Below are 24,493 nucleotides of genomic sequence, written 5' to 3' on the forward strand. Positions count from 1 at the left end.
CCGTGTGGCGGGCCGGATGGTGTTTTTCGTAGACGGGCTTTGGTGCGTGAGCTGTGCGATGGCCTTGCAGCGCGTCCTGCAGCGTGTGCCCGGCGTGGTCTCGGCGACGGTGAATTTCACCTCCGGTTCGGCGCTGGTGACCTGGGTCCCGGAGTCGATCGACTTCCCCTTGCTGCTGCGAAAGGCCGAGGGTCTGGGCTACGCACTGTCCCCGTTGAAAGGCAGCGACGAGCTGGAAGCGGCCCTGCAGCGGCAGGCCAGGAAGATCCGCTTGCAGTTGACCGTCGCGGTCGTCTTCGGGATGTGGAGCATGCTGGGCTCATGGGTGCTTTACCTGAACGCCGACGAGGCGGCGGCGCTCGTCATCGCCTGGGCCAGCGTCGTAGCAAGCCTTCCCGTCGTCGGATATTCGGCGTGGGATTTCTACCGCGCCGCCGCCCGTTCGCTGCGCGCCGGGATCGCAGGGATGGACGTCTTTGCCTCTGTTGCTGTCCTTGGCTCCCTCTTTGTGTCGGTCGGGTCCCTGGCCATGGGGTCCGTGGCGATTTACACCGACGCCGCCACCATGTTGATCACTTTTCTGCTGATCGGAAGATTGATCGAAATCCATGCCCGGCAGGAGAGCGGACTTGCCGTACAAGCATTGCGCAGCCTTGCGCCGGAAACCGCGACGAAGCTGACTTCTGCCGGCGGCGAAAAGGCCGAGAGCACCGTCCTGCTGGCAGAGCTCGCGCCCGGTGATACCGTTTTGATACGCGCCAACGAGCGCATCGCGGTCGATGGCATCGTCGTAGCGGGACAGTCGGCCGTCGATCTCTCGCTGCTGCAAGGCGAGTCCGCGCCTCGCAGCGTTCAGCCTGGCGAACGGGTCTTCGCCGGGTCCGTGAACCTGCGCGGACCTCTGACGGTCCACGTGACCGCCGGTGCGGGGGACCGACGATTGGACGTGCTCGGCCTGCGCATGCTTGAGCTGTTTGGCGCTCGTTCGTCGTTGTCCGAGACGGCCGAGCGCTTCGTCCGGATACTGCTCCCGGTCGTGGTGACGGCATCTCTGCTCGCCTTCGTCCATTACCTGTGGAACGGCTCAAGCGCAGACCAGGCGTTGCTCGGTGCGCTGAGCCTTCTGGTCGCAGCCTGCCCTTGCGCGGTCGGTCTGGCGATGCCGCTGGCCTACGCCTTTACCTGCCGCGAGGCCGCGCGGCGCGGCGTCCTCCTGAGAGACTCCGCGAGCGTCGAAGCGCTCGCCAGGGCAAGGATCATGGCGTTCGACAAGACCGGCACATTGACGTGCGGTCAGATGCGTATCGTCAGCATCCAGACGCGGCACGGGGGGGCCGAACAGGACCTCATCGACCTTGCGGCAAGGGCCGAGGCCGGCGTCGCGCACCCCATTGCACACGCGGTGGTCCTCGCGGCCCGGCAGTCTGGAATGAGCAGCGCGTGCGAGCCCGACGGATGCCAGGTGACGGCGTGCGCGAAAGGCGTGACGATGCATGTCCCCGGCGGCGAGACCGTGTGGGTGGGTGAAAGGCATTGGCTGCTCGCCGCGGGAGTCGAGGGCATGCCGCCGGAAGATGGCCTGCCAGGGCTGGTACACGTAGCCAATGGCCGGGATTGGCTCGGCTCCTTGCGTCTGCAGGATGCCCCTCGCGACGACGCCCGTTCGTCACTGCAGCGGTTACGTGCGCAGGGATTGAAACTCTGGTTGCTGACCGGGGATTCCAGCGCAGCGTCCGAACGCCTGACGGCTGACCTGGGCATAGACTTCGACCGGGTCGAGGCCGATTGCTCTCCGGAAGAAAAAGCCGACATCGTGGCAAAGAGCCCAGCGCCTGTCGCATTCGTGGGCGACGGCGCCAACGATGGCCTGGTCCTGGCCCAGGCAGCCTGCGGAATCGCCATCCCAGGATCGAGTTCCGTGGCTGTTTCCGCAGCCGGGGTGGTGATCGCGCACGGCAGCGTGGGCGCTGTCGTCGAGACCCGTGAGTTGGCTCGCAAGTTTGATCGCATCGTCCGGCAGAATCTCGCATTTTCCGTCGTGTACAACCTCGCCGTGATTGTCGTGCTGTTCGAAGCAGGCGTGACGCCCTTTGCCGCCGCGCTCGCCATGCTGGCCAGCAGCGCGTCGGTGCTCCTGAACACCTGCAGGCTGCTGCAGGGCCGCGTCGTCTGTGACAAGTCGATGCAGGCCAAGCCGGCTGCGTCCTGAAAGGAGCACTGGAATGCTCAGGCTGTGAGCAGGCTTGCGCGGTGGCGAAATGCCGCGACCTTGGCGTTTGCCGGTAGCGCACATGCGTTGACGTTCGCCCCGGATCCGTTGCCCCAGTGGTCGCTGCCCATCGTTCAAATCCTCGCGCTGGCGGTGCTGGCACGCGCCAGCTTTGCCGCCGAGCGCGGCCGGCAGGCATTCCTTCGCGGATGGGCGTTCGGCTTCGTCAATTTTGCGGTCGGCTTGTACTGGCTGTTCATCAGCATCCATGACTACGGTGGTTTGTCCGCGCCACTGGCCGGTGCGAGCGTCGTGGCGCTGTCTGCCTTTCTCGCGCTGTTTCCCGCTCTTGCCTGCGCGATCAGCAAGTGGCTGCAGTCTCGCACTCGGCGGGGAGCAGCGCTGTCACAAGTGCTGGTCTGGTCAGCTGTCTGGGCCGCCTCGGAATGGCTGCGCGGCGTGCTGTTCTCGGGCTTTCCGTGGCTGAACATTGGCTACGCCCATGTGGACAGCCCCTTGGTCGGCTGGGCGCCGTTGCTGGGCGTGCATGGCGTCGCGCTGCTCGCGGCGTGCGCCTCGGGGACCGTGGCGTTCCTGTCGCGTCCGGCCGCGGCTTCCATGCGCTCGAACGTGTCTTTGCTGGCGACGGTGCTGATCCTGATCGCCACGGGATGGACACTTACTCGCCTCGATTGGTCGACGGCCGAAGGCGAGCCGCTGCATCTGAGGCTAGTGCAGGGAAACATCGATCAATCGCAGAAGTTCGACCCGACCCTGCTTGAAGACGGCATCGCCAGTCACTTGCGGCTGGCCGCACAGCCACCGGGCCCCGGAGAGCCGCATCCGGACCTGATCGTCTTGCCAGAGACCGTCGTGCCCGTATTCCAAGACCAGCTCGACCCGATGATTTGGAAAACCTGGCTCGACGTAGCGGCGAACCAGCGCAGCACGATCGCGATGGGCGTCCCTTTGCACAGCATGGCGGCCGACGGCAGTTCGCGCTACACCAACAGCGCCATCGGCTTCGACTCCGGCACGCCGTTGCAGCAGCTTGTCGACGCCTCCGTGCCGCTACGCTACGACAAGCACCACCTCGTGCCCTGGGGCGAATATGTACCGGCTGGGTTCGAGTGGTTCACGCGGATGCTGAAAATGCCGCTGGGTGACTTCGATCGTGGAGCCCCGGTCCAGAGACCATTCTCGGTGAATGATCAGCATTTGGCGTTCAACATTTGCTACGAGGATGTTTTCGGTTCCGAGCTGCTCCCGTCGCTCCTGCCGACCCCAGGCGCAGGACCCGGCGCGAGCGTGCTCGTGAACTTGAGCAACCTCGCTTGGTTCGGCCAGACCTGGGCGCTTCGCCAGCATCTGCAGATCGGGCGGTTGCGCAGCATCGAGACCGCTCGGCCTATGGTGACCTCCACGAATACAGGCATCACGGCCTCGATCGATCCGAAAGGACGGGTCGTTGCCGCTCTGCCGCCACATCGGCCGGGCGTGTTGTCCGCGACCGTACAAGGCATGAGCGGCCTGACGCCGTATGTTCGCTATGGCGACCAGCCGGTCCTGTTGCTGGTAGGGATAGTATTGGCTGCTCTCGTACGGCGCCCGACCCCACGGTAGTCGCAAGAGCGGCAGCCGCACGAGCACCGCCATGCGCCTGATCCCTGGCGGATGCCTACTCCGAAGTCAGGCGCTGGATCGAACGAAGGCGAACCACATCAGCACGCCTGCGTCCATTGGCTGTGACCGCGCTATCCCTGGCAGGGTCCGAACCTACGGTTTTGAATCCAAGCCACGCCCTGCAGGCCTAGCTTGACCTTTTTTGGGTGCGGGGTCGGTGGGCACGAGAAATTTCGCAACCAGGCCTCCGCCTTCCCGGGGTTCGAGATTCAGGGCCCCACCAAATCTCTCTGCAATGGCCCGAACGATCGAAATGCCCAGGCCCGCCCCGTCCTTGCTCTTTCGGCCCTGATCACCGCGCCAGAAACGTTGGCCAATTTGGCATGCCTGCTCGGCAGTCAGCCCGGGGCCACGGTCCGACACGCTAATCACACACTGCTGTGCATTCGGATCCAGGAACACGCCCACCTCGATGGCCGTATCTCGCGGCGAATAGCGCATCGCGTTGTCAACCAGATTGCGAACCGCCGTTTCCAGCATCGACTTGGGCACCGGGGTTCCGATGTCCTCGCCGCTGACGTTCAACGACAAGCGCTCTTTTTCTGCGGCCTTCCACTGTTCCAGCACGCCGCCGACGGAAGCGACCACCGAAGTGCAACCATCCGCCTTGTCGGCAGACGTCTCGGCGCGGGCCAGTATCATCATCTGGTCCAAGGTGCGCCTCAGCCGCTTCACGCCTTCCTCTGCACTGGAAAGAGAGGACGCCACCTCGTCGCCTTCACTGATCCGGGCCACCTGCAGGTGCGTATCGATCACGGTCAACGGCGTGCGCAGCTCGTGCGCCGCGGCGTCGGTGAATGCCCGTTGGCTGGCGAGTGTCCGTGCCAGGCGCTTGAGAAGCCCATTCATTGCGTCCAGAACCGGGCGCAGTTCCGAGGGTGAATGGTTGACGGCGATCGGGGACGTGTCGTCCGCGTGTTTGTCGCGCAATTGCTGCGACAGAGCCTCCAGGGGGGCGAGCCCCCGTCCGATGCCGATCCAAAGGGCAGCCAGGCCGCCCAGGAAGGCAATCAAGAAGGGCACGCCAGCCACGCTTAGCAATTCGTTGATCAGCATATCCCGCTGATCCACGCGATCCGCCGTCGTGATCTGGTAGCCATTGGCACGAAGAACGTAGACCCTCCACTGATGTCCCAAAACGTCCCGCGTGCTGAAGCCGGCCGGCAGTGACTCGAACTCCGAGTGAGGTCCGGTGGTCGTTCGTGCCAGGATCTCTCCCTGCAAAGACCGGATTTCGCATGCGATGCCCTCCTTGCCGCTGACGCGCACCGCCTCGGTGAAGTCGTTGGACGCTGCATTCGGAGCCAGCGCGGCGCGTTCAAGAAGCCCCGACACCATGCGTGCCGACATGGCAAGACGACCGTCGAGGGTCCGGTCGAGATTGGAATGAACGCCGCGCATCATCCAGCCGGCGGCAGCGCCCCACAGAACCAACAGCGAAATGCCGGCGATCAGAACGGCGCGCAGCCGCAGGCTCATGATGCAAGCCTCCAGCCCAGCCGATAGCCGAGCCCACGGACCGTCTCGATGGCTTCGGCGCCGAGCTTGCGGCGGATGTTGTGGATATGCACATTCAGCGCGTTGCTGCCGATCTCTTCCCCGAGGCCGTACAAGCGCTCGTTGAGCATGTCGGGCGGGACCCACCGGCCATCGGCGTTGGCGAGATGGGCCAGCAGATCGACCTCGCGGCGCGACAAGGAGACGGGCTCGCCCTGGAACCAGGCCAGCCCGCTCTCCGGCTCCAGCCGCAGGGGACCGGCCGAGATGACCTGGGCCGCACGGCCTTGCGTGCGTCTGACCAGCGCATGCAACCGGGCTGCGAGTTCACGCAGGTCGAACGGTTTGATCATGTAGTCGTCGGCACCTTCATGCAGCCCTTTGAGCCTGTGTTCGATGGCGTCCCGCGCCGTGAGGATCAGGACGGGCAATTGAGGTTCGACGGCCCGCATGCTGGCCAGCAACTCCATGCCGTCCCGGTCAGGCAGCCCGAGATCGAGCACCAGGGCATGGAAGGTGTCTTCCGCATGCGTGGCTTCGGCTTCTTCTGCGGTGCCGACGTGATGCACCGCGATGCCGTGCTTGTGCAGACCGGCCACGATCCCCCGTCCGATCAGTTTGTCGTCTTCCACCAACAGTATTCGCATGGCGCCTACCAACCTGAATTTGCTTGTTTGACACGCTCATGTTAGGCCAGAAATGACAGCAAGGTAGGACGCAAGTTCCCGCTAATTCTCAGTTAATCGGGAGAAGACATGATTTTGAAGATTGCCCCTTGAGGGCGCACCTTCCAGGGATGCCCATGTGCATGAACTATGACCCGGCCCATGCTTGAAGCTCTCGATCTCGCGGGCGTTCGCGGGGAGCGCCGCCTGTTTGACCATTTGACTTTCCGGATCGTGCCGGGCGAGTGCCTGTCGGTGCACGGCGAGAACGGCAGCGGGAAGACCACGCTATTGCGAACGCTTGCAGGGTTCGCTACGCCTGCTGCTGGCAGAGTCTTGTGGAAAGGAAAGCCGCTGCGCAACCAGTGGAGTGAATACCAACGCGAACTGGTTTACAACGGCCATGGCATTGGACTCAAAGAAGACCTGAATGCCTTGGACAACCTGCTTGCCGCGGCCGCCATCGCTGGTGAGCCGGTCACCACGGAATGCGTGGAATCAGCGTTGGACGAAGTTGGCTTGGCCGAGCACAGGCACTTGCCGTTCCGGATGTTGTCACAAGGCCAAAAGCGTCGTGCAAGCCTGGCTCGATTGCTCCTCTACAGGAGGAAGTTGTGGATTCTCGATGAGCCCTCCACAGCGCTGGACCAATTCGGTGCGCGATGGCTTGGTGAACTGATCCATCGGCACCAGTCACGCGGCGGCATGGTCGTTCTGACGAGTCACCAGGAGCTGGCCTTGAAAACTTCTCAGACCGTCCGGATGGGGGCATGAGCCGGCCCCTCGTTGCCAATCCGGTATTTGTCGTGATGCGCCGGGACTTGAAGCTCGCCTTGCTCCGAAGGTCAGACGCGCTGATACCTCTTTGCTTCTTTGTCGTGGTCGTCAGTCTGTTTCCATTGGGTATCGGCCCCGAGCGCGAAATGCTCCGACGGATCGCTCCGGGCGTCCTGTGGGTATCGGCGTTGCTGGCCAGCATGCTTTCGCTCAATCGCCTGTTCGAGCAGGATCACGCCGATGGCACGCTGGAGCAGATGATGCTGTCGCCAGCGCCGTTGGCCATGTTGGTCGTCGGCAAGATCGCGGCGCATTGGCTGTTGTCCGGTTTGCCCTTGGCCTTGCTTGCGCCCGCGCTGGCATTGCAGTTCGACCTGCCTGCCTTGTCCCTCTGGATTTTGACCGCATCGCTCGTTATCGGTACGCCGGTGCTCAGCCTCATCGGCGCCGTCGGCGCGGGGCTGACGCTGGGCGTACGCGCAGGGGGTGTCCTCGTTGCTGTGCTGGTGCTGCCGCTCTACATCCCGGTGCTGATCTTCGGTGCCGGCGCGGTCGATGCGTCGATCATCGGTCAGGGAGCGTCGGCCAACCTCTCTTTGCTCGCCGCCGTGTTCGTCTTGGCGGCGTTCTTCACGCCATTCGCAGCGAGTGCATCGCTGCGCATCGCACTGGAGTACTGAGGAGCGAAGCGTATGGTCAACTGGTTCAAGTTTTCATCTCCCAAGGCGTTCTACCCACTCGCGGGGAAGCTCGTCCCTTGGCTCGGCGTGACCGCCGCGGCGCTGTCGCTCGCGGGCGTCTATGTGGGGTTCTTCTTGGCACCCACCGACGCCCAGCAGGGAGAGGGGTATCGCATCATCTTCCTGCACGTGCCGGTTTCATGGATGTCCATGGTCATCTATCTGGCGATGGCGTTCTGGGCCGGCATTGGCCTGGTGTTCAACAGCCGCCTGTCGGCAATGATGGCCTCGGCGCTGGCCCCCACGGGTGCACTGTTCACCTTCCTTTCTCTGTGGACCGGCGCCTTGTGGGGAAAGCCGATGTGGGGAACCTGGTGGGTCTGGGATGCGCGGCTGACCTCTGAACTAGTCCTGCTGTTTCTGTACATCGGTTTCATCGCACTCCAGTCGGCGATCGAAGATCGTCGCCGTGCCGACCGGGCAGGCGCCGTGCTGGCACTGGTCGGCGTGGTGAACATCCCTGTGATCTATTTCTCCGTGCAGTGGTGGAACACCTTGCACCAGGGCGCCTCGGTATCGCTGACTCGTTCGCCCTCCATGGCGACGGTCATGTTGTTGGGCATGCTGATCATGGTTCTTGCGGCCTGGGCTTACACGGCTGCGGCGGCGCTGGCGCGTGTGCGCTGCATCATCCTGGAACGCGAACATCACGCCGGCTGGCTGCAGGACATCGAGGAGGTGAAGCGATGAACTGGGCCAGTGTGGGTGAGTTCCTGGCGATGGGCGGATATGGCGTGTACGTTTGGGGATCCGTCCTGACGACGGTGGTGTTGCTCTGGACTGAATGCCGAATGCTCCGGCGCCGGCGCCGAGCAGCGCTATGGCGCATCCAGTCGGAATTGCTGGGCAAGGAGGCGCGGCGTGAAGCCACGAAATAGACGCATCGCACTCATCGTCGCCGGGCTATCCGCCCTCGGCATCGCCACCGCGCTGGTGCTCAATGCCTTTCAGAGCAACCTTGTGTTCTTCTTCACGCCCTCGCAGGTCAGTGCCGGGGAGGCACCACTGGAGCGCACCTTTCGAGTCGGCGGCATGGTGGAACGAGGTAGTCTGAAGCGCCAGCGTGGTGAGCTTGCCGTGCAGTTCGTCATCACCGATACGGTCAAAGCAATCCCGGTCACGTATTCGGGCATCTTGCCTGACCTGTTCAGTGAAGGAAAAGGGGTGGTTGTTCAAGGACGGCTGGACAGTGCCGGCCTCTTTCGCGCCGAGGAGGTGCTGGCCAAGCACGACGAGAACTACATGCCGCCCGAGGCCCAGCATGCGCTGGACGAAGTCCAGAAGAAGCCGGCTTCAAGGAAGCCTTGACCCATGATTCCAGAAATCGGCCACCTCGCCCTCATCGCTGCCTTGTTCGTGGCACTCGCTCAAGGTGTTCTTGCCCTGGCCGGCGCGGCGCGAGCCAACCTCACCTGGATCGCGTTCGCCCGCCCCGCTGCACGCGCTCAATTCCTGTTGGTGATGGTCGGTTTTGCCGCGCTCACCTGGGCCTTTGTCGCGAAGGACTACTCGGTCGCCTACGTCGCTCAAAACTCCAATTCTCAGCTCCCGCTGGGCTACAGAATGGCCGCGGTCTGGGGCGGACATGAGGGTTCGCTCCTGCTCTGGCTGCTGATGCAGACCGGCTGGGCCTATGCGGTCAGCCGGTTGTCGAAACAGCTTCCGGATGCCATGGTGGCGCGCGTTCTGGGCGTGCTCGGCCTGGTGACGGCCGGCTTCCTGCTGTTCGTCCTGTTGACCTCCAATCCCTTCGAGCGACTTTTCCCGGTACCGCAAGATGGATGGGATCTGAATCCGCTCCTGCAGGATATCGGCTTGATCTTTCATCCACCGCTGCTTTACATGGGGTACGTCGGATTTTCGGTGGCCTTCGCATTCGCGATTGCTGCATTGCTTGCCGGACAACTGGACTCGACGTGGGCACGCTGGTCTCGTCCCTGGGCCACCGCAGCCTGGGCAAATCTGACGGTCGGAATCGCCTTGGGGAGTTGGTGGGCCTACTACGAGTTGGGCTGGGGGGGCTGGTGGTTTTGGGACCCGGTCGAGAACTCGTCGTTCATCCCCTGGCTGGTGGGCACCGCCTTGATCCACTCTTTGGCGGTGACGGAAAAGCGGGCCAGTTTCAAGAACTGGACGGTGCTGCTCTCGATCGGCGCATTTTCTTGCTCGCTTTTGGGTGCCTTTCTGGTGCGCTCGGGCGTACTGACTTCTGTGCATGCATTTGCCACCGATCCGCGACGCGGGTTATTCATTCTGATTCTGCTGACGGTCATTGTGGGCACGTCGCTCGCTTTGTTCGCATGGCGAGCCCCTAAGGTCGGCATGGGAGGACGGTTCGACATGGTCTCCAGGGAGTCCTTGCTGCTGGTCAACAATGTGCTGTTGGTCGTCACTGCCGGCGCTGTCGCGCTCGGTACGCTGTACCCACTGCTCGTCGATGCGCTGGGCCTGGGCAAGCTCTCCGTGGGGCCGCCATACTTCAATGCGGTGTTCGTGCCATTGATGATCCCCGCGTTGCTTCTGATTGCGGTAGGACCCGCCGCCAATTGGAAGGCCGCCCAGTTCGGTGCCATCTTCAGGCAGTTGCGCGTGCCGATGATTGCTGCACCCCTGGTGGGCCTGACCGCCCCGTTCGTGCTGGGGCACTGGTCAGCTTCTGCGGCGTTGGGCTTGATGCTCGCCACGTGGATTGCGGTGTCGGTGGTGACGGGCATCTTCGGCCGAATGCGCGCCACCCGCGGCGGGTTGCGTGCCCAGCCACGCAGTTGGCTTGGGATGCATATGGCGCATCTGGGCATCGCGGTATTCGTGACTGGCGTGACCATCGTCAGTGGGTATGAGACCGAGCGAGACGTTCGATTGGCCCAGGGCGAGTCCGTCAGCATCGGCGGCTACGACCTCACTTTGATCGGCGTCAGAAGCACGCGGGGGCCCAACTACGTGGCGCAGATAGGCGATATCGAACTGTCGCGCGACGGCAAGGTCTTGCGTCGGCTGCATCCGGAAAAGCGCAATTACCCGGCCTCGCAGATGCCGATGACCGAGGTGGCGATCGATGCAAACGGACTGCGCCACGTCTACGCGGCGCTCGGCGAACCGCTCGGCGACGGTGTTTGGAGCGTTCGTGTCTACCACAAGCCATTCGTTGACTGGATCTGGATCGGCTGCATCCTGATGGCGCTTGGCGGTGGCTTGGCCATCAGCGATCGTCGATACCGTCTGAAGCCTCGCCGTCAACACGTCGCTCCGCCATTGCCCGAGGCCGCATCATGAACCGTTTCCTATGGCCGCTGCTCGGATTCCTTGTCTTGGTGTCGTTCCTCGCAGTGGGCCTGACGCTCAAGCCCAGCGAGGTGCCATCGCCCTTGATCAACAAGCCCGCGCCGCGCTTCAGCCTTCCGCAACTGCAAGCTCCGGACCTGACCTTCTCATCCGAGAGCATGATCGGGAAAGTTTGGGTACTGAACGTGTGGGCTTCCTGGTGCGCGCCCTGTCTTGAGGAGCATCCTGTCATCACCGAATTGGCCAGCAGGCATGCTGTTTCGGTGGTCGGCATGAACTACAAGGACACGCCCCAGAACGCCATCGCCTGGCTACGGCGCAATGGCAATGCCTTTGAAACGACGGTCTCCGATGCGCATGGGGCGGTCGGCATCGACTTCGGGGTGTACGGCGTGCCGGAAACCTATGTGATCGATAAGGCAGGCATCATTCGCTACAAGCACACCGGGGCGATTGACGCGGGGGAAATGCGCGGCGAGCTGCTGCCGCTGGTGCGGGAGCTTGAGAAATGATTCTCTGGCGGGTGGCATTGTTTTTCTTTCTGTTCACGGCTCCGGTCTGGGCCAGCGACCAAGCGGCCGAGGACCGAATGCTGGGCATTGCATCCGAGTTACGTTGCCTGGTTTGCCAGAATGAATCGATTGCAGCTTCGCAGGCCGATCTTGCCGCTGACTTGCGCCAACAGATCCGCGAGCAGATCCGTGCCGGCAAGAGCGATGACGACATCCGGACTTATATGGTCGAGCGATACGGCGATTTCGTGCTCTATCGCCCGCCCTTGAAGCCGACAACGATGTTGCTTTGGTTTGGCCCGTTCGTGGTGCTTGCCTTGGGCATTGTGGTCTTGGTCATGAATCTGCGCAGCCGAAACCGCAAGCCGAAGCATGCTGCACTCAATGAAGAGGAGCGCAGACACGCGGACGCGCTGCTGGCTCCGCCACACAATGTACTGGACGAAACATGAGCATCGTTTTCCTGACTCTGGCGTCGGTGCTCGTGGGAGGCGTCTCGATATGGCTTTCTTTCGTTCTCTGGCGAGGGGGACATGGTGCGAGCGACCAAGTTGCCCCTGAAAGCGTGAACGTCGCGGTACTGCGCGATCAATGGGCGGAGTTGGAGAGAGACCACATCAATGGCACGTTGTCGGCCAATGAATTGGCCGATGCAAGATCTGATCTTCAGCGGCGAGCGCTGAATGAAACTGCTGCTCCTCCGTTGAAATTGGGGCCGCCTGCTGGAAGCAAGCGGGCAGCGATCACTGTCGCCATTCTGCTGCCGATCGCGACAGCGCTCACCTATTCGTACCTGGGAAATCCGGCCGCCACGGACCCGTCACAGGTTCGCAGCGCGAGCATGACGACGCAAACCGATGTGCAAGCAATGGTGGCCTCTCTTCAGGCACGGCTGGCCCAGCACCCCGATGATCCTGGAGGCTGGCTCATGCTGGCGCGTTCCTACCGTTACTTCGGCGATCATGAGCAAGCCGTCAATGCCTTCACCCACGCCAATGAGCTGGTCCAGAACGATCCACAGGCGTTGGCGGAGTACGCGGAGTCGCTGTCCAGAATCCGTGGCTCCGGTTTTGAGGGAGAGCCCACTCGTCTGCTTGAGCGCGCCTTGTCGCTCGATCCCAATGCAGCCCTGCCTCTGACTCTGGCCGGCGCTGCTGCGGTGCAGCGCCGGGACTATCAAACGGCCATCGCGCACTGGGAGAAGCTGCTCGGGATGATGCCCCCCGATTCCGAGGCGGCGAAAGTCGTCGCGGCCGGGATTGAACGGGCCCGGACGGAGCAGGCGGAACTCGCCCATGGTCGATCACCAGAGCCAAGCGCAAAGCCTTGATGGCATCCCCGTCCCCCACGGGCCATTGGGGGGACCTTTAGTTTCGCTTAATCGGGTCATCGCATGATCCAGGCAGCTTTGCTTGGAGGACTCGGATTTGGCTTTTTATCGGCGCATCGTAGCGATCTTTCTCCTGTGTGGTTGTGCGGTCGGCAGTGCGTGGGCGGACGGCCTTTTTCCCTCCTGGGGCCGCAGCGAGCGGCAATTTCTGGACGTTGCCGAAGTTCTCAAGCTGGACGCTGTGCAGCAGCAGGGCGATTCGTTCTCGGCCGCTGGACACGTTGCCGATGGCTACTACGTTTATCGCCATGCCATCAAGTTGGTCGATGCGCAGGGCCATGAAGTCAGCCTGACGCTTCCGGCAGGAACAGCCAAACACGACGAATTCTTTGGCGATACGGAAATCTATACGGGCGATGCCCTCAATCTGCGCTTTCCCGCCACCGCCCCCGGCCCGCTGACACTGCATTGGCAAGGGTGCGCGGAGGCAGGTATCTGCTATCCGCCGCAGACCATGAATGTGGCATTGCCGGCAGTGGTGGCCGGCACATCCCCGACCGGCAATGACTCCGTACAGCGGAGTTCGGCTTTGACCTCCACCAACACAGTCAGCTTGGGCGGAGCTACCGAGGTGGCAGAGGATCAAGCGGCAGCGCAGCGCCTAGCAGCATTGGGCCCCGTGTGGGGAACACTGCTGTTTTTTGGCTTCGGCTTGCTGCTCGCTTTCACACCATGCTCGCTCCCGATGATCCCCATCGTCTCCACCATGGTCGTCGGCAGCCAGGCCAAGCCGCGGCGGGCTTTCTTCCTCTCTCTGTCCTATGTCCTGGCGATGGCGGGCACCTACGCCGCGGTGGGCGTGGCCGCTGGCTTGGCCGGGGCCAACCTGCAAGCCACACTGCAATCGCCTTGGCTGCTCGGAGCGTTTGCAGCCTTGTTCCTGGTCCTGGCGAGTTCACTGTTCGGCCTGTTCGAGCTGCAGATGCCCTCGGCGCTGATCAATCGGGTCGAATCCGCCGGTAGAGATCGCTCGGGCGGGAGCATCTCCGGCGCGGCGGCGCTGGGCTTCCTCTCGGCGCTTCTGGTCGGGCCTTGCATGACCGCTCCATTGGCAGGCGCATTGCTGTACATCGGGCAGACCGGCAGCGCGGTCTACGGTGGCATGGCCTTGTTCGCGCTGGGTTTGGGCATGGGACTGCCCCTGCTGGCCATCGCCGTGTTCGGTGCCCGGGTCCTGCCACGGCCTGGCGCGTGGATGGACCGCGTGCGCGTGGCATTCGGCTACGTCATGGTGGGCATGGCCGTGATGATGCTGACGCGCTTCCTGCCCGGCACGGTCAGCCTGGTTCTGTGGGGCGCATGGGTCTTGTCGGTGGCGATTGGCCTGATCGCGTGGGGCCAGGCCGTGGCAGCGAAGCATCGGCTGGCATGGTCGCTGCGGTCCGGCGCCGTCTTCGCCGGCTTGTGGTCCATCCTGATGCTGGTCGGCGCGGCCTCTGGCGGCGAATCGGCATTGCAGCCGCTGGCCCACCTGCGCGGTGGTTCGACTTCGCCAGCACCGGCGGCGGGCGGCGTCGCTTACCTGCAGGCGAAATCGGTCGAGGACGTGGATGCGCATTTGGCACAGGCCGCTTCGCGCGGCCAATGGACCCTGATCGACTTCTACGCCGACTGGTGCGTCAGTTGCCATGTGATCGAACGCAACGTATTCGGCGACCCCGCCGTCGCGTCCCGCCTGGCCCGGATGCAGGTCGTGCGACCAGATGTGACGCGCAATGATGCGACCGATCAGGCCTTGCTCAAGCATTGGGGTGTCATGGGGCCGCCCACGCTCATTCTGGTTGGCCCGGACGGTACGGAACGCCGGGACCTGCGCGTCGTCGGTGAGATCGATGCCCGCGCCTTCCTGGTGCGCTTGGACAAGGCAGGTTCCTGATGATCAGCGTAGGTCCGTTCTCCGTCCAAGTCGTTGCCGTCTTCCTGGCCGTCCTGCTGGCCTGGGCGGTGGCGCGCATGGTTGCCAAGCGGTTGCCCGACTCTCCGTACAAGGCGGCCGGCGGAATGTTGCTGGACGCCGCTTTTGTGGGGTTTGTGGCGGCTCGCCTCGGCTACATCGCGCAATGGTGGGAAGAGTACGCGCAGTCGCCGATGTCCATGATTTCCATTGGCGACCAAGGCTTTTCGTGGTGGGTCGGTGTCCTGGCAGCGCTGGCGCTCATCTGGTGGCGCACCCGTGCGGTTCGGGCATTGCGCCGGCCTGTATTGGCGGGAGTTGCGGTCGGACTCGCAGCCTGGTTTGCTACCGGGGGCGTACTGGCTCTGCTGCAGCGCTCGGCACCGCCGTTGCCAGCGTTGACGCTCGCAACGCTCGATGAACAGCCAGTCGTCCTGAATTCCTATGCTGGGCGGCCCGTCGTGCTCAACCTCTGGGCGTCGTGGTGTCCACCATGCCGTCGCGAGATGCCGGTGTTCGAGCAGGCACAAGCGCAGTATCCCGATATCGCTTTTGTCATGGTCAACCAGGGAGAGAGCGCCCAGCAAGCCCGCGCCTTTCTTGAGAGCGAACGCCTGCATCTCAAGGATGTGCTGCTCGACCCCGCTTCCCAGACCATGCAGGCCGTCGCATCGCGAGGCCTGCCCACCACCTTGTTCTTCGATGAGCAAGGACGCCTGGTGGATACCCATCTGGGCGAACTCACGATGGCCAGCCTCAAACACACGGTGTCGCGCCGATTCGCGCCAGCCCAACAGATCAAGACAGACAAGGAGTAACCATGTTTGCACAACGCTCGCACATTTCGTTCCTGCTGGCCGCCAGCTTCATGGTGGTCACCGGCTGCAGCAAGGCAGAGACGGCTGACAAGCCGGCCGTCCTCAAGGCGCTGGAAGGTCAGGGCCTGACCGTCACGCAGGAATTCAAGGTCGGCGGCGGTCTGCGCGCCTTCGCTGCCGTCGCGGGTGACCGGCCCATTGCCGTGTACATCACGAGCGATGGCAATGCCATCGTGGGAACTCGCCTGAACGCCAAGGGCGAGCCAATGGACGAAGCGGACCTGGAAAAGCTGGCCGCCAAGCCGGTCAGCGACAAGGAATGGTCGCAGCTGCAGTCGTCCACCTGGGTGCTGGACGGCAAGGCAGATGCGCCGCGCGTCATCTACACCTTCAGCGATGCCAACTGCCCCTATTGCAACGCCTTCTGGGAAGCTGCACGCCCCTGGGTGGATTCCGGCAAGGTCCAGTTGCGGCACATTCTGGTAGGCATCATCAAGGATGACAGCCCGGCCAAAGCCGCGGCCATTCTTGGCGCGCCTGACCGGAGTGCGGCGTTGTTGACGAACGAGCGGCAGTTTGGCCAGGGCGGGATTACGCCAGCCAAGAGCGTGCCTGCCGATGTGCGCAAGATCCTCGATGACAACCTGGCACTCATGGCGAGCACCGGCTTCCGGGGGACGCCCGGCATCGTTGTACGCGGCCCCAATGGGATCCTCAAGAAGTACAACGGCATGCCGCGAGGGGCGCAATTGGGTGAAGTGCTGGGGCCGCGCTGAACCAGCCGCCCAGGCGCCGAACCTGATGGCCGCTTCTCTCAGCCCGCATCTCAGGCTGCTCAACGGAAATTGCACAAAGGATCATTCACTATGCTCTCGCTGACGGGTGGAGTGCTGGGCCTCATCATCGGAGCCGTGCTGGGATTGACTGGCGCCGGCGGCGGCATCTTCGCGGTGCCGGCGCTGGTGTTCGGCCTGGGCATGGACATCCGTCAGGCCGCGCCCGTGGCGCTGCTCGCCGTGGGAGCAGCGGCGACCCTGGGCGCTTTGCAGGGCTTGCGCCAGGGGGTAGTTCGGTACAAGGCAGCGATGATGTTGGCGGCTGCCGGCGCCGTGACGGCTCCGCTGGGCGTGCAGTTTGCCCACTGGCTTTCGCCTCGATGGCTGAACCTGATCTTCGTCGCCATCATGCTCGTGGTGGCCTACCGGATGTTCATGTCATCTCGCGGCAGCCAGACGCAGGACGATCTGGCTGACGAGCCAGCCCGGGTCTGCAAGATCTCCAAGGACACCGGCCGCTTCGTCTGGAACGTGCGAACAGCGACCACGCTGGGGAGCATCGGCATCGTCTCCGGTTTGGCCACGGGCATGTTGGGGGTGGGCGGCGGATTCATCATCGTCCCGGCTCTGGCGCATTTCAGCGAGCTGCGCATGCACAGCATCGTCGCGACCTCGCTCATGGTGATCGCGCTGCTGTCCGCTGTAACCGTGTTCATCGCGTGGAGTCATGGCATGACGCTCACCGCGCCCGCCTGGACATTCGTTCTCACGGCGCTCGTGGGCATGTCGCTCGGCCGTGTTCTGGCACGCAGGATTCCCTCAAAGATGCTCCAGCGGGTGTTTTCGATCACCTGCGTGGCCGTGGCGGCCCTCATGCTCATGCGCAATGTTGGCTAGAGGTCCGATGTTCGATTAATTGATTGTGGACGGGAAAATTCAATGCAGACAAGGAAAGTAGATGTCGCCATCATTGGCGCGGGAACCGCTGGCAGCACCGCATTCCATGCGCTGAAAGCGACAGGCAAACAGGTGGTTCTGATCGATCGGGGGCCATTGGGGACGACCTGCGCGCGCGTCGGATGCATGCCCTCGAAGGCGGCCCTGCATGCCGGCATGCACTGGAAGGTCGCCAAGGCACTGGCAGCGAGCGCCACGCCATCGACCCAAGGGCCGCAGGCCTTATGGTCCCACGCCCGCCAGACCAGGGATGCGCTGGCCGGCGCCGCCGCGGAGCGCACGCGCAAGGCGGCTGGCGAGAGCCTGATCATGGCCGAAGCGCGCTTCGTCGCGCCGGGCATCTTGCAGGCAGGTGAACAACGGATCGAGGCCAGCGCCTTCATCGTGGCGACGGGCTCTCGCCCGGTGGTCCCCAAAGCGCTCGACGGCGTTGCCTCCCGCATCCTGACCACCGATACCCTGTTCGACCTGGGCGTCCTGCCCGCACGGATGGGAATCCTGGGACTGGGCGCCATCGGGCTGGAACTCGGCCTGGCCCTGTCTCGCTTGGATGTGCAGGTGGTCGCGGCAGACCAGAAAGACGCCATCGGCGGCATCCAGGACCCCGATGTCCTGGAGCGGGCGATCGCCAGGTTCGAGACCGAGTTGCCGATGTGGTTGGGCGCCGCCGTCGAAGTCAGCCTTGAAGGCGACCAGGTGCGCATGCGCGCCGGCGAGCGCGACGCGCTCGTGGATCGGCTTCTCGTCGTGACGGGACGACAACCCAATACCGAGGCGCTCGATCTCGCCGCGGCCGGCATCTCCTTGGATCAGGCTGGCCGACCGAGCATCGACCCCGCGACCATGCAGGCCTGCGGGCCGTCCCAGGTGCCGATTTTCTTCGCAGGCGATGTGCAGCCGGATCGCCCTCTGATGCACGAGGCCGCGGACGAGGGTCAGATGGCAGCGCAAGCCGCACTGGCGAGCTTGCGCGGCGAAAGTTGGCCGGGCGCATCCCGGCGCGTGCCGATCACGATCCTGTTCACCGACCCGGATGCGTGCGCAGTCGGCATGACCTACGAGGCGGCGGTGCAGGAAGGCGCGGTCGTCGGCACCGCGGAAGGCAGCGGCAACGGGCGCTCCAAGATTCTTGGTGCTCCGGAAAACCTGCTGCACATCTATGCCGACCCCGGCTCAGGCGCCTTGCTCGGTGCCAGCATGCTCCTGACGCAAGGCGAGCACCTGGCGCACCTGATCGCTTGGGCGATCCAGGCGAAGCAGACCGTCAACGATCTGCTGGCCATGCCGTACTACCACCCCTCCATCGAGGAGATGCTGCAAAGCGCCTTGAAATCCGCATCCCAGCAGATGCGCCCGTGAACAACCCTTCTGACTGCACCACCGACCGACCATGACCCAAGACACCCAGCGCCCCACATTGAAAGTGATCCTCCACGCACCGACGGCAGAAGCCTTTGAGCGTGCGCGAAGCAATGCAACCAATCTCAAGCGCGCGGCGCCCGATGCCGATGTGCGCATCGTTGCGAACGCGCAAGCCGTCGCCGCCGCCCTGGACACGGCACCTTCCGACCTCGACGCGCTCACCTGGGTATGCCCGAACACACTTTCGCGGATCGGCAGGGACAACAGAGAGCCGCTCGAAGTACTGGACGGGCCTGCTGTTATCGAGATGGCGCGCATGCAGCAAGCGGGATGGATCTACATACGGGCGTAGCACGCGACTGCCGGTTCGGCATGGGGGGGCTGAGACCATGGAATTACGACATCTGCGCTATTTCATGGCCCTGGCTGAAGAGTTGCATTTCACGCGCGCCGCCGAGCGCCTGCACATCGAACAGCCCCCCTTGTCCCGTGCCATCAAAGAACTGGAGGACGAGCTAGGGGTCGTGCTGTTCGACCGGAACCGCCGTGGAACCGTGCTGACGTCGGCGGGTGTTGTCTTTCTTCAAGATATCCGCAGATTGTTCACCGTGCTCGAACAGGCACGCGAAAACGCCCAGGCCGTGGCAGCAGGTTTGCGAGGCAGTCTGCGCATCGCGATTTCCGACGGGGCAATCGATGCTCGCCTGTCGGCATTTCTGGCCCGGTGCCGCGCGGAGGAGCCGGAGATCGAGATACGGCTGTCCGAGGTTCCGCTGGCCGAGCAGTTGCGCGGCCTGCGGTCCGGGGATTTCATGATCGGATTCGCGCATACGGCCGACGTCGGCGACGACATACGGGCTGAGCCCATCTGGCGAGATCCATTGGTCATTGCCGTGCCGGCACGGCACGCACTGCTCGCCCACAAAAAGGTCCCGCTCCAAGAAGTCGGGATCCATCCACTGGTCTTGTGCGATCCCCATGCGTGCGAGGGCTACTGCCGGGAACTGACACGACTGCTGCAGGTGCTTGAGCACAAGTTGAACGTCGTCGAGGAGGTGTCCTCGCTGGACATGATGCTCACCTTGGTCGGTGCTGGTTACGGTATCGGCTTTCTCGCGGCGAGCAAGATTCCGGTTTGCCAACGCCCGGACGTGGTGATCCGTCCCCTGGCCATCGATTCAGCCGTCATCACGACTTACTTGCTGCGGGCCGACAGCAGTGATTTGTCGGCTTCGCTGGAGCGGTTCATCGTTCGCCTACGTGACTCTGCGAGCGGCTGAAGGCCCCGCTGGCAGACACCCTCAAAGATCGGTTTCGGCACGAAGATTGCGCTCGGTGGCCGCCATCAATTCAGCCGCGCTTATCCCAAGTGCTACTGAAATTTTCAGTATGAGGGGCAGCGTGGGCACGTGCTCTCCACGCTCGATCTTGCCCATGTGCGAGCGCGAAATGCCTGCCCGAGATGCGAACTCGTCTTGCGCGACTCCTTGTGCGACGCGCGCAGCGCGCACGGCCTGTCCGAAAGCTGTCGCCGCTGCGGATTCATACGTTGTTGTGCCAGAAGGACGGCCTGGCTGAATGGTTGATTTCTGCATTAGCAGAAGCGTCAAACAATCTGCCAAAATTAACCACGTTAAAGATAACGGCGTTAAACTTCACTCTTGACCACGATGCAAGTTCACCTACTCGGCCAGAACACTTTTTGGGGGCTCGCATGCATGATGCCACCAGCCAGTTTCCCCATCTCAGGCTTGCGATAGCACCTGGGGTGCCATCCTCATGCTTCTCCTCGCTTCTCGCCCTGCAACGCGCGGAAGAGCCGGAAATCACTATCGCGTTCTTTGAGACATCAAGTGACGACCTGGTGACGGGCATTGATGAAGGTCGTTACGACGCAGGAATGTCGCTTCGGGCCGTAAGCGCTCCGTCTCTGAAAAGCCAACCCTTGTGGATCGAGAACATCGCTGTTGCCATGCCATTGTGGTCCCCCTTGCTCGCCCAGACAAAGCTTACGATCGCCGAACTTTTGGACTACCCCGTGTTTCGCTGGCCGGCAGAAAGCTGCTCACTACTGGATCAGCGGCTGTCATCCCTCCCGTCTTTAAGCCGGCAGAGCGTCCAGCATGTGACCTCGTTCGACATGTTGGCGCTATGGGTCGGCGCTGGCTATGGTGTCGGGATCACCGCGCAATCGCGCATCGAGCGCGCTGATGCATGGGGGATCACCGCCCGGCCGCTGGCCGAGGGGCCCTACGAGGTCGTGACTCATCTGCAGCGCCTCAAAGGACGAACTAACGCGGTTTCTGAGCGGTTCGAGCGCAGAGCGATGCAGGTAGCCAAGGATAGTGCAGTCCAATCGAATACCCGATAGCGCGCCCGCGCTGAGCGTTCCCTGATGTGCAGACGCCAGGCGTCCGGCGATCTGCTGGACATGCATGATCGTCTGCTCGATTTCTCGACGGCGCATACCGGCGCCGTGTCCTTCGCTCCCGCACAGCGTGCTGAGCGAACTCATGCAGGCGGTGCAGATGTAGCGCGGGGGCCGTAAGGCCCCCGCGAGGGCTGTAACCCTATGCGCCGTCCAAGGCGACAGCGCTCTCCATCAGCCGGCGAACACTCTGGCGCACCTCTTCGGAGATAGGCCGCGGCGGTACGACCTCGGGAGCATTCGCATGTGGCTCGCTGCCTGCGATGATCTGTACCACCATGCCCAGATTGCTTGGCGTCACGATGTCGATGGCCGCGCGGTCACCCAGGTCGGGATGTGGCTGGGTCAGCATGCGGTAAAGCTCCCATGAATCCGCCTGGGGGTACTGGCGCATGAGCACCTGGGCCAGCTTGTGTTTGAGCGGCACCAGTTGCCAATCGGGAACTCGCTGCCCCCGGTTGCCCAGGCTGATGGAGAGCAGCTTGCCCGCCTTCAACTCGCGGTTGATCTGGTCCTTGGACTTTCCAGCCAACTTGCCGAACAGGGGCACCGGCAGACTGCTCGGCGATTCGTAGATGGCCAGCATTTCCTCGCGCTCGCGCTGGATGGCCGACACCTCGGGTTCTGGCGCATGAGTCGGGGATGGCGGCACCTGCGACAACCGTTGGAAGGTGATGCCCCCTTCGTTCGGCGTCACGACGATGGGGGTGGCCACCACCGGCGGAACGGGAGGCGCAGAGGAAGCTGCAACGATGGCGTCGGGCTTGTCCTCCTCCGCCATGGCCGGTACGCCCTCGATGTGGATAGTGAGGTGCGCGCTGGCCGCTTCGACTTGGCCCTGTTCGAGCAAGTCGAGGCGGTCGGCCCAGTCCTGCATCATCCGGCGGCGCGGTTCCACGTACTTGGCGTGGTTGTAGGCCGAACTCACCTTGTTTGGGTCGGAATGCGAAAGCTGCGCGTCCACCCAAATCTTGGGATAGCCGATCTCGTTGAGTGCCGTCGAGATGGTTCCACGAATACCGTGGCCGGTCAGTTTGTCCTCGTAGCCCATCCGCTTCAAGGCGGCGTTGAGCGTGTTCTCGCTGATGCGCTTCTTGAGTTCGCTGCGGTGCGTCAGCAGGTGGCGCTGGGCGGGCCGCATCACCCCCAGGAGGTAGCGCACGATCTCGATGGCCTGAAGGGACAGCGGCACGATGTAGGGCGGTACGTCCTGCGGCCGCTTCCCCGCTTTGCGCATCTCGTCCTGAAGCTGCTTGACGATCTGCGGGGGGATGATCCAAAGCCCACGGTCGAGGTCGAACTGATCCGGGGTCGCCAGCCGCAGTTCGCCGGTGCGCACGCCGGTCAAGAACAGCAGGCGGATACCGAGCTGGGTTTGCCAGCCGCGCGGGTTGTAGAGCCTGAGCTTCTGGAGGAACTCGGGAAGCTCGGGCAGGTGCAGGTAGGGGTTATGGGTCACCGCGGGCTTGGGCTCGGCCACTACGTCCAGGTCCGTGGCCGGATTGGCCTCCATGCCCTCGACGATGACGAGCGCATAGCGGAATAGCTGCCCCAGCCAGGTCCGGACCTTTTCGGCAGTGGTGAAGGCCTCGCGCTTCTCGATCCGCGCCAGGACGCCCAGGAGTTGCGGCCTGCGAATGTCATAGATCGACATCTGCTTGAGGCTGGGCAGCACGTCTTTCTCGAAGATCCGCTTGATCTGCGACAGTGTGCTGTTCCGGCCTTCCTTGAGTTCCTNGCCTGGGGGTACTGGCGCATGAGCACCTGGGCCAGCTTGTGTTTGAGCGGCACCAGTTGCCAATCGGGAACTCGCTGCCCCCGGTTGCCCAGGCTGATGGAGAGCAGCTTGCCCGCCTTCAACTCGCGGTTGATCTGGTCCTTGGACTTTCCAGCCAACTTGCCGAACAGGGGCACCGGCAGACTGCTCGGCGATTCGTAGATGGCCAGCATTTCCTCGCGCTCGCGCTGGATGGCCGACACCTCGGGTTCTGGCGCATGAGTCGGGGATGGCGGCACCTGCGACAACCGTTGGAAGGTGATGCCCCCTTCGTTCGGCGTCACGACGATGGGGGTGGCCACCACCGGCGGAACGGGAGGCGCAGAGGAAGCTGCAACGATGGCGTCGGGCTTGTCCTCCTCCGCCATGGCCGGTACGCCCTCGATGTGGATAGTGAGGTGCGCGCTGGCCGCTTCGACTTGGCCCTGTTCGAGCAAGTCGAGGCGGTCGGCCCAGTCCTGCATCATCCGGCGGCGCGGTTCCACGTACTTGGCGTGGTTGTAGGCCGAACTCACCTTGTTTGGGTCGGAATGCGAAAGCTGCGCGTCCACCCAAATCTTGGGATAGCCGATCTCGTTGAGTGCCGTCGAGATGGTTCCACGAATACCGTGGCCGGTCAGTTTGTCCTCGTAGCCCATCCGCTTCAAGGCGGCGTTGAGCGTGTTCTCGCTGATGCGCTTCTTGAGTTCGCTGCGGTGCGTCAGCAGGTGGCGCTGGGCGGGCCGCATCACCCCCAGGAGGTAGCGCACGATCTCGATGGCCTGAAGGGACAGCGGCACGATGTAGGGCGGTACGTCCTGCGGCCGCTTCCCCGCTTTGCGCATCTCGTCCTGAAGCTGCTTGACGATCTGCGGGGGGATGATCCAAAGCCCACGGTCGAGGTCGAACTGATCCGGGGTCGCCAGCCGCAGTTCGCCGGTGCGCACGCCGGTCAAGAACAGCAGGCGGATACCGAGCTGGGTTTGCCAGCCGCGCGGGTTGTAGAGCCTGAGCTTCTGGAGGAACTCGGGAAGCTCGGGCAGGTGCAGGTAGGGGTTATGGGTCACCGCGGGCTTGGGCTCGGCCACTACGTCCAGGTCCGTGGCCGGATTGGCCTCCATGCCCTCGACGATGACGAGCGCATAGCGGAATAGCTGCCCCAGCCAGGTCCGGACCTTTTCGGCAGTGGTGAAGGCCTCGCGCTTCTCGATCCGCGCCAGGACGCCCAGGAGTTGCGGCCTGCGAATGTCATAGATCGACATCTGCTTGAGGCTGGGCAGCACGTCTTTCTCGAAGATCCGCTTGATCTGCGACAGTGTGCTGTTCCGGCCTTCCTTGAGTTCCTTGGCGCGGTGCTCGACCCAAGCATCGAAGACTGCCTTGAATGTGTAGTCCGAGGCCAGCTTGACCGCATGCCGTTTCTGCTTGCGGTCGGTGTGGGGGTTGATGCCTTGGGCCAGGAGCGCCCTGGCTTCGTCGCGCAAGGTGCGGGCTTCGCGCAGGCCGATCTCGGGATAGTTGCCCAGGGATATGCGTTTTTGCTTGCCGAGCCAGTAGTAGCGCAGGTGCCACGATTTGCCGCCGGTGGGGGCGACCACCAGGCCGAGGCCATCGGTATCGGGGATGCTGTAGGTTTTCTTGGCGGCCTTGGCTTGCCGCACGGTCAGATCAGAGAGTGCCATCATCAAACTCCTAAGTCGTGAGACTTAGGCTCAATGCTGCTGGTCATCCCGATCCAACCCCAGCA

General features: G+C 63.3%; 22 protein-coding genes and 2 pseudogenes. 19 read left to right on the top strand and 5 right to left on the bottom strand.

Going from position 1 to position 24,493, the window contains the following annotated elements; all coding sequences use genetic code 11:
* Positions 1-16: 16 nt before the first annotated feature.
* Together C1I89_RS19115 and lnt are read left to right on the top strand one after the other, a co-directional pair.
* On the top strand, positions 17-2,209 hold the full coding sequence (locus C1I89_RS19115) for a heavy metal translocating P-type ATPase (protein WP_223813029.1): 2,193 nt from the start codon (positions 17-19) through the stop codon (positions 2,207-2,209).
* Between the two features lie 24 nt (positions 2,210-2,233).
* Positions 2,234-3,832, top strand: coding sequence for an apolipoprotein N-acyltransferase (lnt, locus tag C1I89_RS19120; RefSeq protein ID WP_003149811.1), 1,599 nt, complete (start codon positions 2,234-2,236; stop codon positions 3,830-3,832).
* A 153-nt stretch (positions 3,833-3,985) separates the two neighbouring features.
* Here lnt and C1I89_RS19125 read toward each other — a convergent pair whose 3' ends face one another.
* Together C1I89_RS19125 and C1I89_RS19130 are read right to left on the bottom strand one after the other, a co-directional pair.
* Entirely contained in the window at positions 3,986-5,371 is a 1,386-nt protein-coding gene (locus C1I89_RS19125; protein ID WP_003149813.1) for an ATP-binding protein, read from the bottom strand.
* Positions 5,368-6,036 carry a response regulator gene (locus C1I89_RS19130; protein WP_003149815.1) on the bottom strand — a complete coding sequence of 223 codons (669 nt, stop codon included), beginning with the start codon at positions 6,034-6,036 and terminating at the stop codon, positions 5,368-5,370. Before C1I89_RS19130 ends, C1I89_RS19125 begins: the two co-directional genes overlap by 4 nt.
* Positions 6,037-6,216: 180 nt before the next feature.
* Here C1I89_RS19130 and ccmA point away from each other — a divergent pair, with 180 nt between their 5' ends.
* The 16 genes from ccmA (at position 6,217) to C1I89_RS19210 (ending at position 19,842) form a co-directional block, all read left to right on the top strand.
* A complete protein-coding gene (ccmA, locus tag C1I89_RS19135) occupies positions 6,217-6,828 on the top strand; it encodes a cytochrome c biogenesis heme-transporting ATPase CcmA (protein ID WP_004350655.1) in 612 nt (203 codons plus the stop codon).
* Positions 6,825-7,511, top strand: coding sequence for a heme exporter protein CcmB (gene ccmB, locus C1I89_RS19140; protein WP_003149819.1), 687 nt, complete (start codon positions 6,825-6,827; stop codon positions 7,509-7,511). Before ccmA ends, ccmB begins: the two co-directional genes overlap by 4 nt.
* 12 nt (positions 7,512-7,523) lie before the next feature.
* Complete coding sequence (gene ccmC / locus C1I89_RS19145) at positions 7,524-8,261, top strand: heme ABC transporter permease CcmC (RefSeq protein ID WP_003149822.1); 738 nt, start codon at positions 7,524-7,526, stop codon at positions 8,259-8,261.
* Positions 8,258-8,449 (top strand): heme exporter protein CcmD, encoded by a 192-nt coding sequence (gene ccmD / locus C1I89_RS19150; protein ID WP_003149824.1) that lies wholly within the window; start codon positions 8,258-8,260, stop codon positions 8,447-8,449. Before ccmC ends, ccmD begins: the two co-directional genes overlap by 4 nt.
* The gene (ccmE, locus tag C1I89_RS19155) at positions 8,433-8,879 is read left to right on the top strand and encodes a cytochrome c maturation protein CcmE (RefSeq protein ID WP_003149827.1); all 447 of its coding nucleotides are present in this window, start codon (positions 8,433-8,435) and stop codon (positions 8,877-8,879) included. The genes ccmD and ccmE overlap by 17 nt, the downstream gene beginning before the upstream one ends.
* A 3-nt stretch (positions 8,880-8,882) precedes the next feature.
* Positions 8,883-10,844 (top strand): heme lyase CcmF/NrfE family subunit, encoded by a 1,962-nt coding sequence (locus C1I89_RS19160; protein ID WP_003149828.1) that lies wholly within the window; start codon positions 8,883-8,885, stop codon positions 10,842-10,844.
* Positions 10,841-11,365, top strand: coding sequence for a DsbE family thiol:disulfide interchange protein (locus C1I89_RS19165; RefSeq protein WP_003149830.1), 525 nt, complete (start codon positions 10,841-10,843; stop codon positions 11,363-11,365). Before C1I89_RS19160 ends, C1I89_RS19165 begins: the two co-directional genes overlap by 4 nt.
* Entirely contained in the window at positions 11,362-11,817 is a 456-nt protein-coding gene (locus C1I89_RS19170; RefSeq protein WP_003149833.1) for a cytochrome c-type biogenesis protein, read from the top strand. The genes C1I89_RS19165 and C1I89_RS19170 overlap by 4 nt, the downstream gene beginning before the upstream one ends.
* A complete protein-coding gene (ccmI, locus tag C1I89_RS19175) occupies positions 11,814-12,695 on the top strand; it encodes a c-type cytochrome biogenesis protein CcmI (protein WP_003149835.1) in 882 nt (293 codons plus the stop codon). Before C1I89_RS19170 ends, ccmI begins: the two co-directional genes overlap by 4 nt.
* 82 nt (positions 12,696-12,777) lie before the next feature.
* The gene (dsbD, locus tag C1I89_RS19180) at positions 12,778-14,631 is read left to right on the top strand and encodes a protein-disulfide reductase DsbD (RefSeq protein ID WP_004350664.1); all 1,854 of its coding nucleotides are present in this window, start codon (positions 12,778-12,780) and stop codon (positions 14,629-14,631) included.
* Positions 14,631-15,467, top strand: coding sequence for a TlpA disulfide reductase family protein (locus C1I89_RS19185; RefSeq protein WP_004350666.1), 837 nt, complete (start codon positions 14,631-14,633; stop codon positions 15,465-15,467). Before dsbD ends, C1I89_RS19185 begins: the two co-directional genes overlap by 1 nt.
* A gap of 2 nt (positions 15,468-15,469) precedes the next feature.
* Positions 15,470-16,243 (top strand): thiol:disulfide interchange protein DsbG, encoded by a 774-nt coding sequence (gene dsbG / locus C1I89_RS19190; RefSeq protein WP_003149839.1) that lies wholly within the window; start codon positions 15,470-15,472, stop codon positions 16,241-16,243.
* A gap of 90 nt (positions 16,244-16,333) precedes the next feature.
* Positions 16,334-17,140, top strand: coding sequence for a sulfite exporter TauE/SafE family protein (locus tag C1I89_RS19195; RefSeq protein WP_004350669.1), 807 nt, complete (start codon positions 16,334-16,336; stop codon positions 17,138-17,140).
* A gap of 42 nt (positions 17,141-17,182) precedes the next feature.
* The gene (locus C1I89_RS19200) at positions 17,183-18,559 is read left to right on the top strand and encodes a dihydrolipoyl dehydrogenase (RefSeq protein WP_004350672.1); all 1,377 of its coding nucleotides are present in this window, start codon (positions 17,183-17,185) and stop codon (positions 18,557-18,559) included.
* A 31-nt stretch (positions 18,560-18,590) separates the two neighbouring features.
* Complete coding sequence (locus C1I89_RS19205; protein ID WP_003149844.1) at positions 18,591-18,914, top strand: hypothetical protein; 324 nt, start codon at positions 18,591-18,593, stop codon at positions 18,912-18,914.
* A 37-nt stretch (positions 18,915-18,951) separates the two neighbouring features.
* Positions 18,952-19,842, top strand: a complete 891-nt coding sequence (locus C1I89_RS19210) for a LysR family transcriptional regulator (protein WP_004350675.1) — start codon at positions 18,952-18,954, stop codon at positions 19,840-19,842.
* Positions 19,843-19,863: 21 nt separating this feature from the next.
* Here the strand turns inward: C1I89_RS19210 and C1I89_RS19215 are convergent, their stop codons facing one another.
* A complete protein-coding gene (locus C1I89_RS19215; protein ID WP_003149846.1) occupies positions 19,864-20,157 on the bottom strand; it encodes a helix-turn-helix domain-containing protein in 294 nt (97 codons plus the stop codon).
* Positions 20,158-20,276: 119 nt separating this feature from the next.
* Here C1I89_RS19215 and C1I89_RS19220 point away from each other — a divergent pair, with 119 nt between their 5' ends.
* On the top strand, positions 20,277-20,933 hold the full coding sequence (locus C1I89_RS19220; protein ID WP_003149848.1) for a substrate-binding domain-containing protein: 657 nt from the start codon (positions 20,277-20,279) through the stop codon (positions 20,931-20,933).
* A gap of 199 nt (positions 20,934-21,132) precedes the next feature.
* Here C1I89_RS19220 and C1I89_RS19230 read toward each other — a convergent pair.
* Positions 21,133-22,725, bottom strand: a pseudogene (locus C1I89_RS19230) (tyrosine-type recombinase/integrase); the annotation flags it as partial.
* 8 nt (positions 22,726-22,733) lie between these two features.
* Positions 22,734-24,428 (bottom strand): annotated as a pseudogene (locus C1I89_RS19235) (tyrosine-type recombinase/integrase); the annotation flags it as partial.
* Positions 24,429-24,493: the final 65 nt, after the last annotated feature.

The sequence above is a fragment of the Achromobacter pulmonis genome, from assembly GCF_002885955.2.
In the GTDB taxonomy this organism is placed as follows: Bacteria; Pseudomonadota; Gammaproteobacteria; order Burkholderiales; family Burkholderiaceae_B; genus Achromobacter; species Achromobacter pulmonis_A.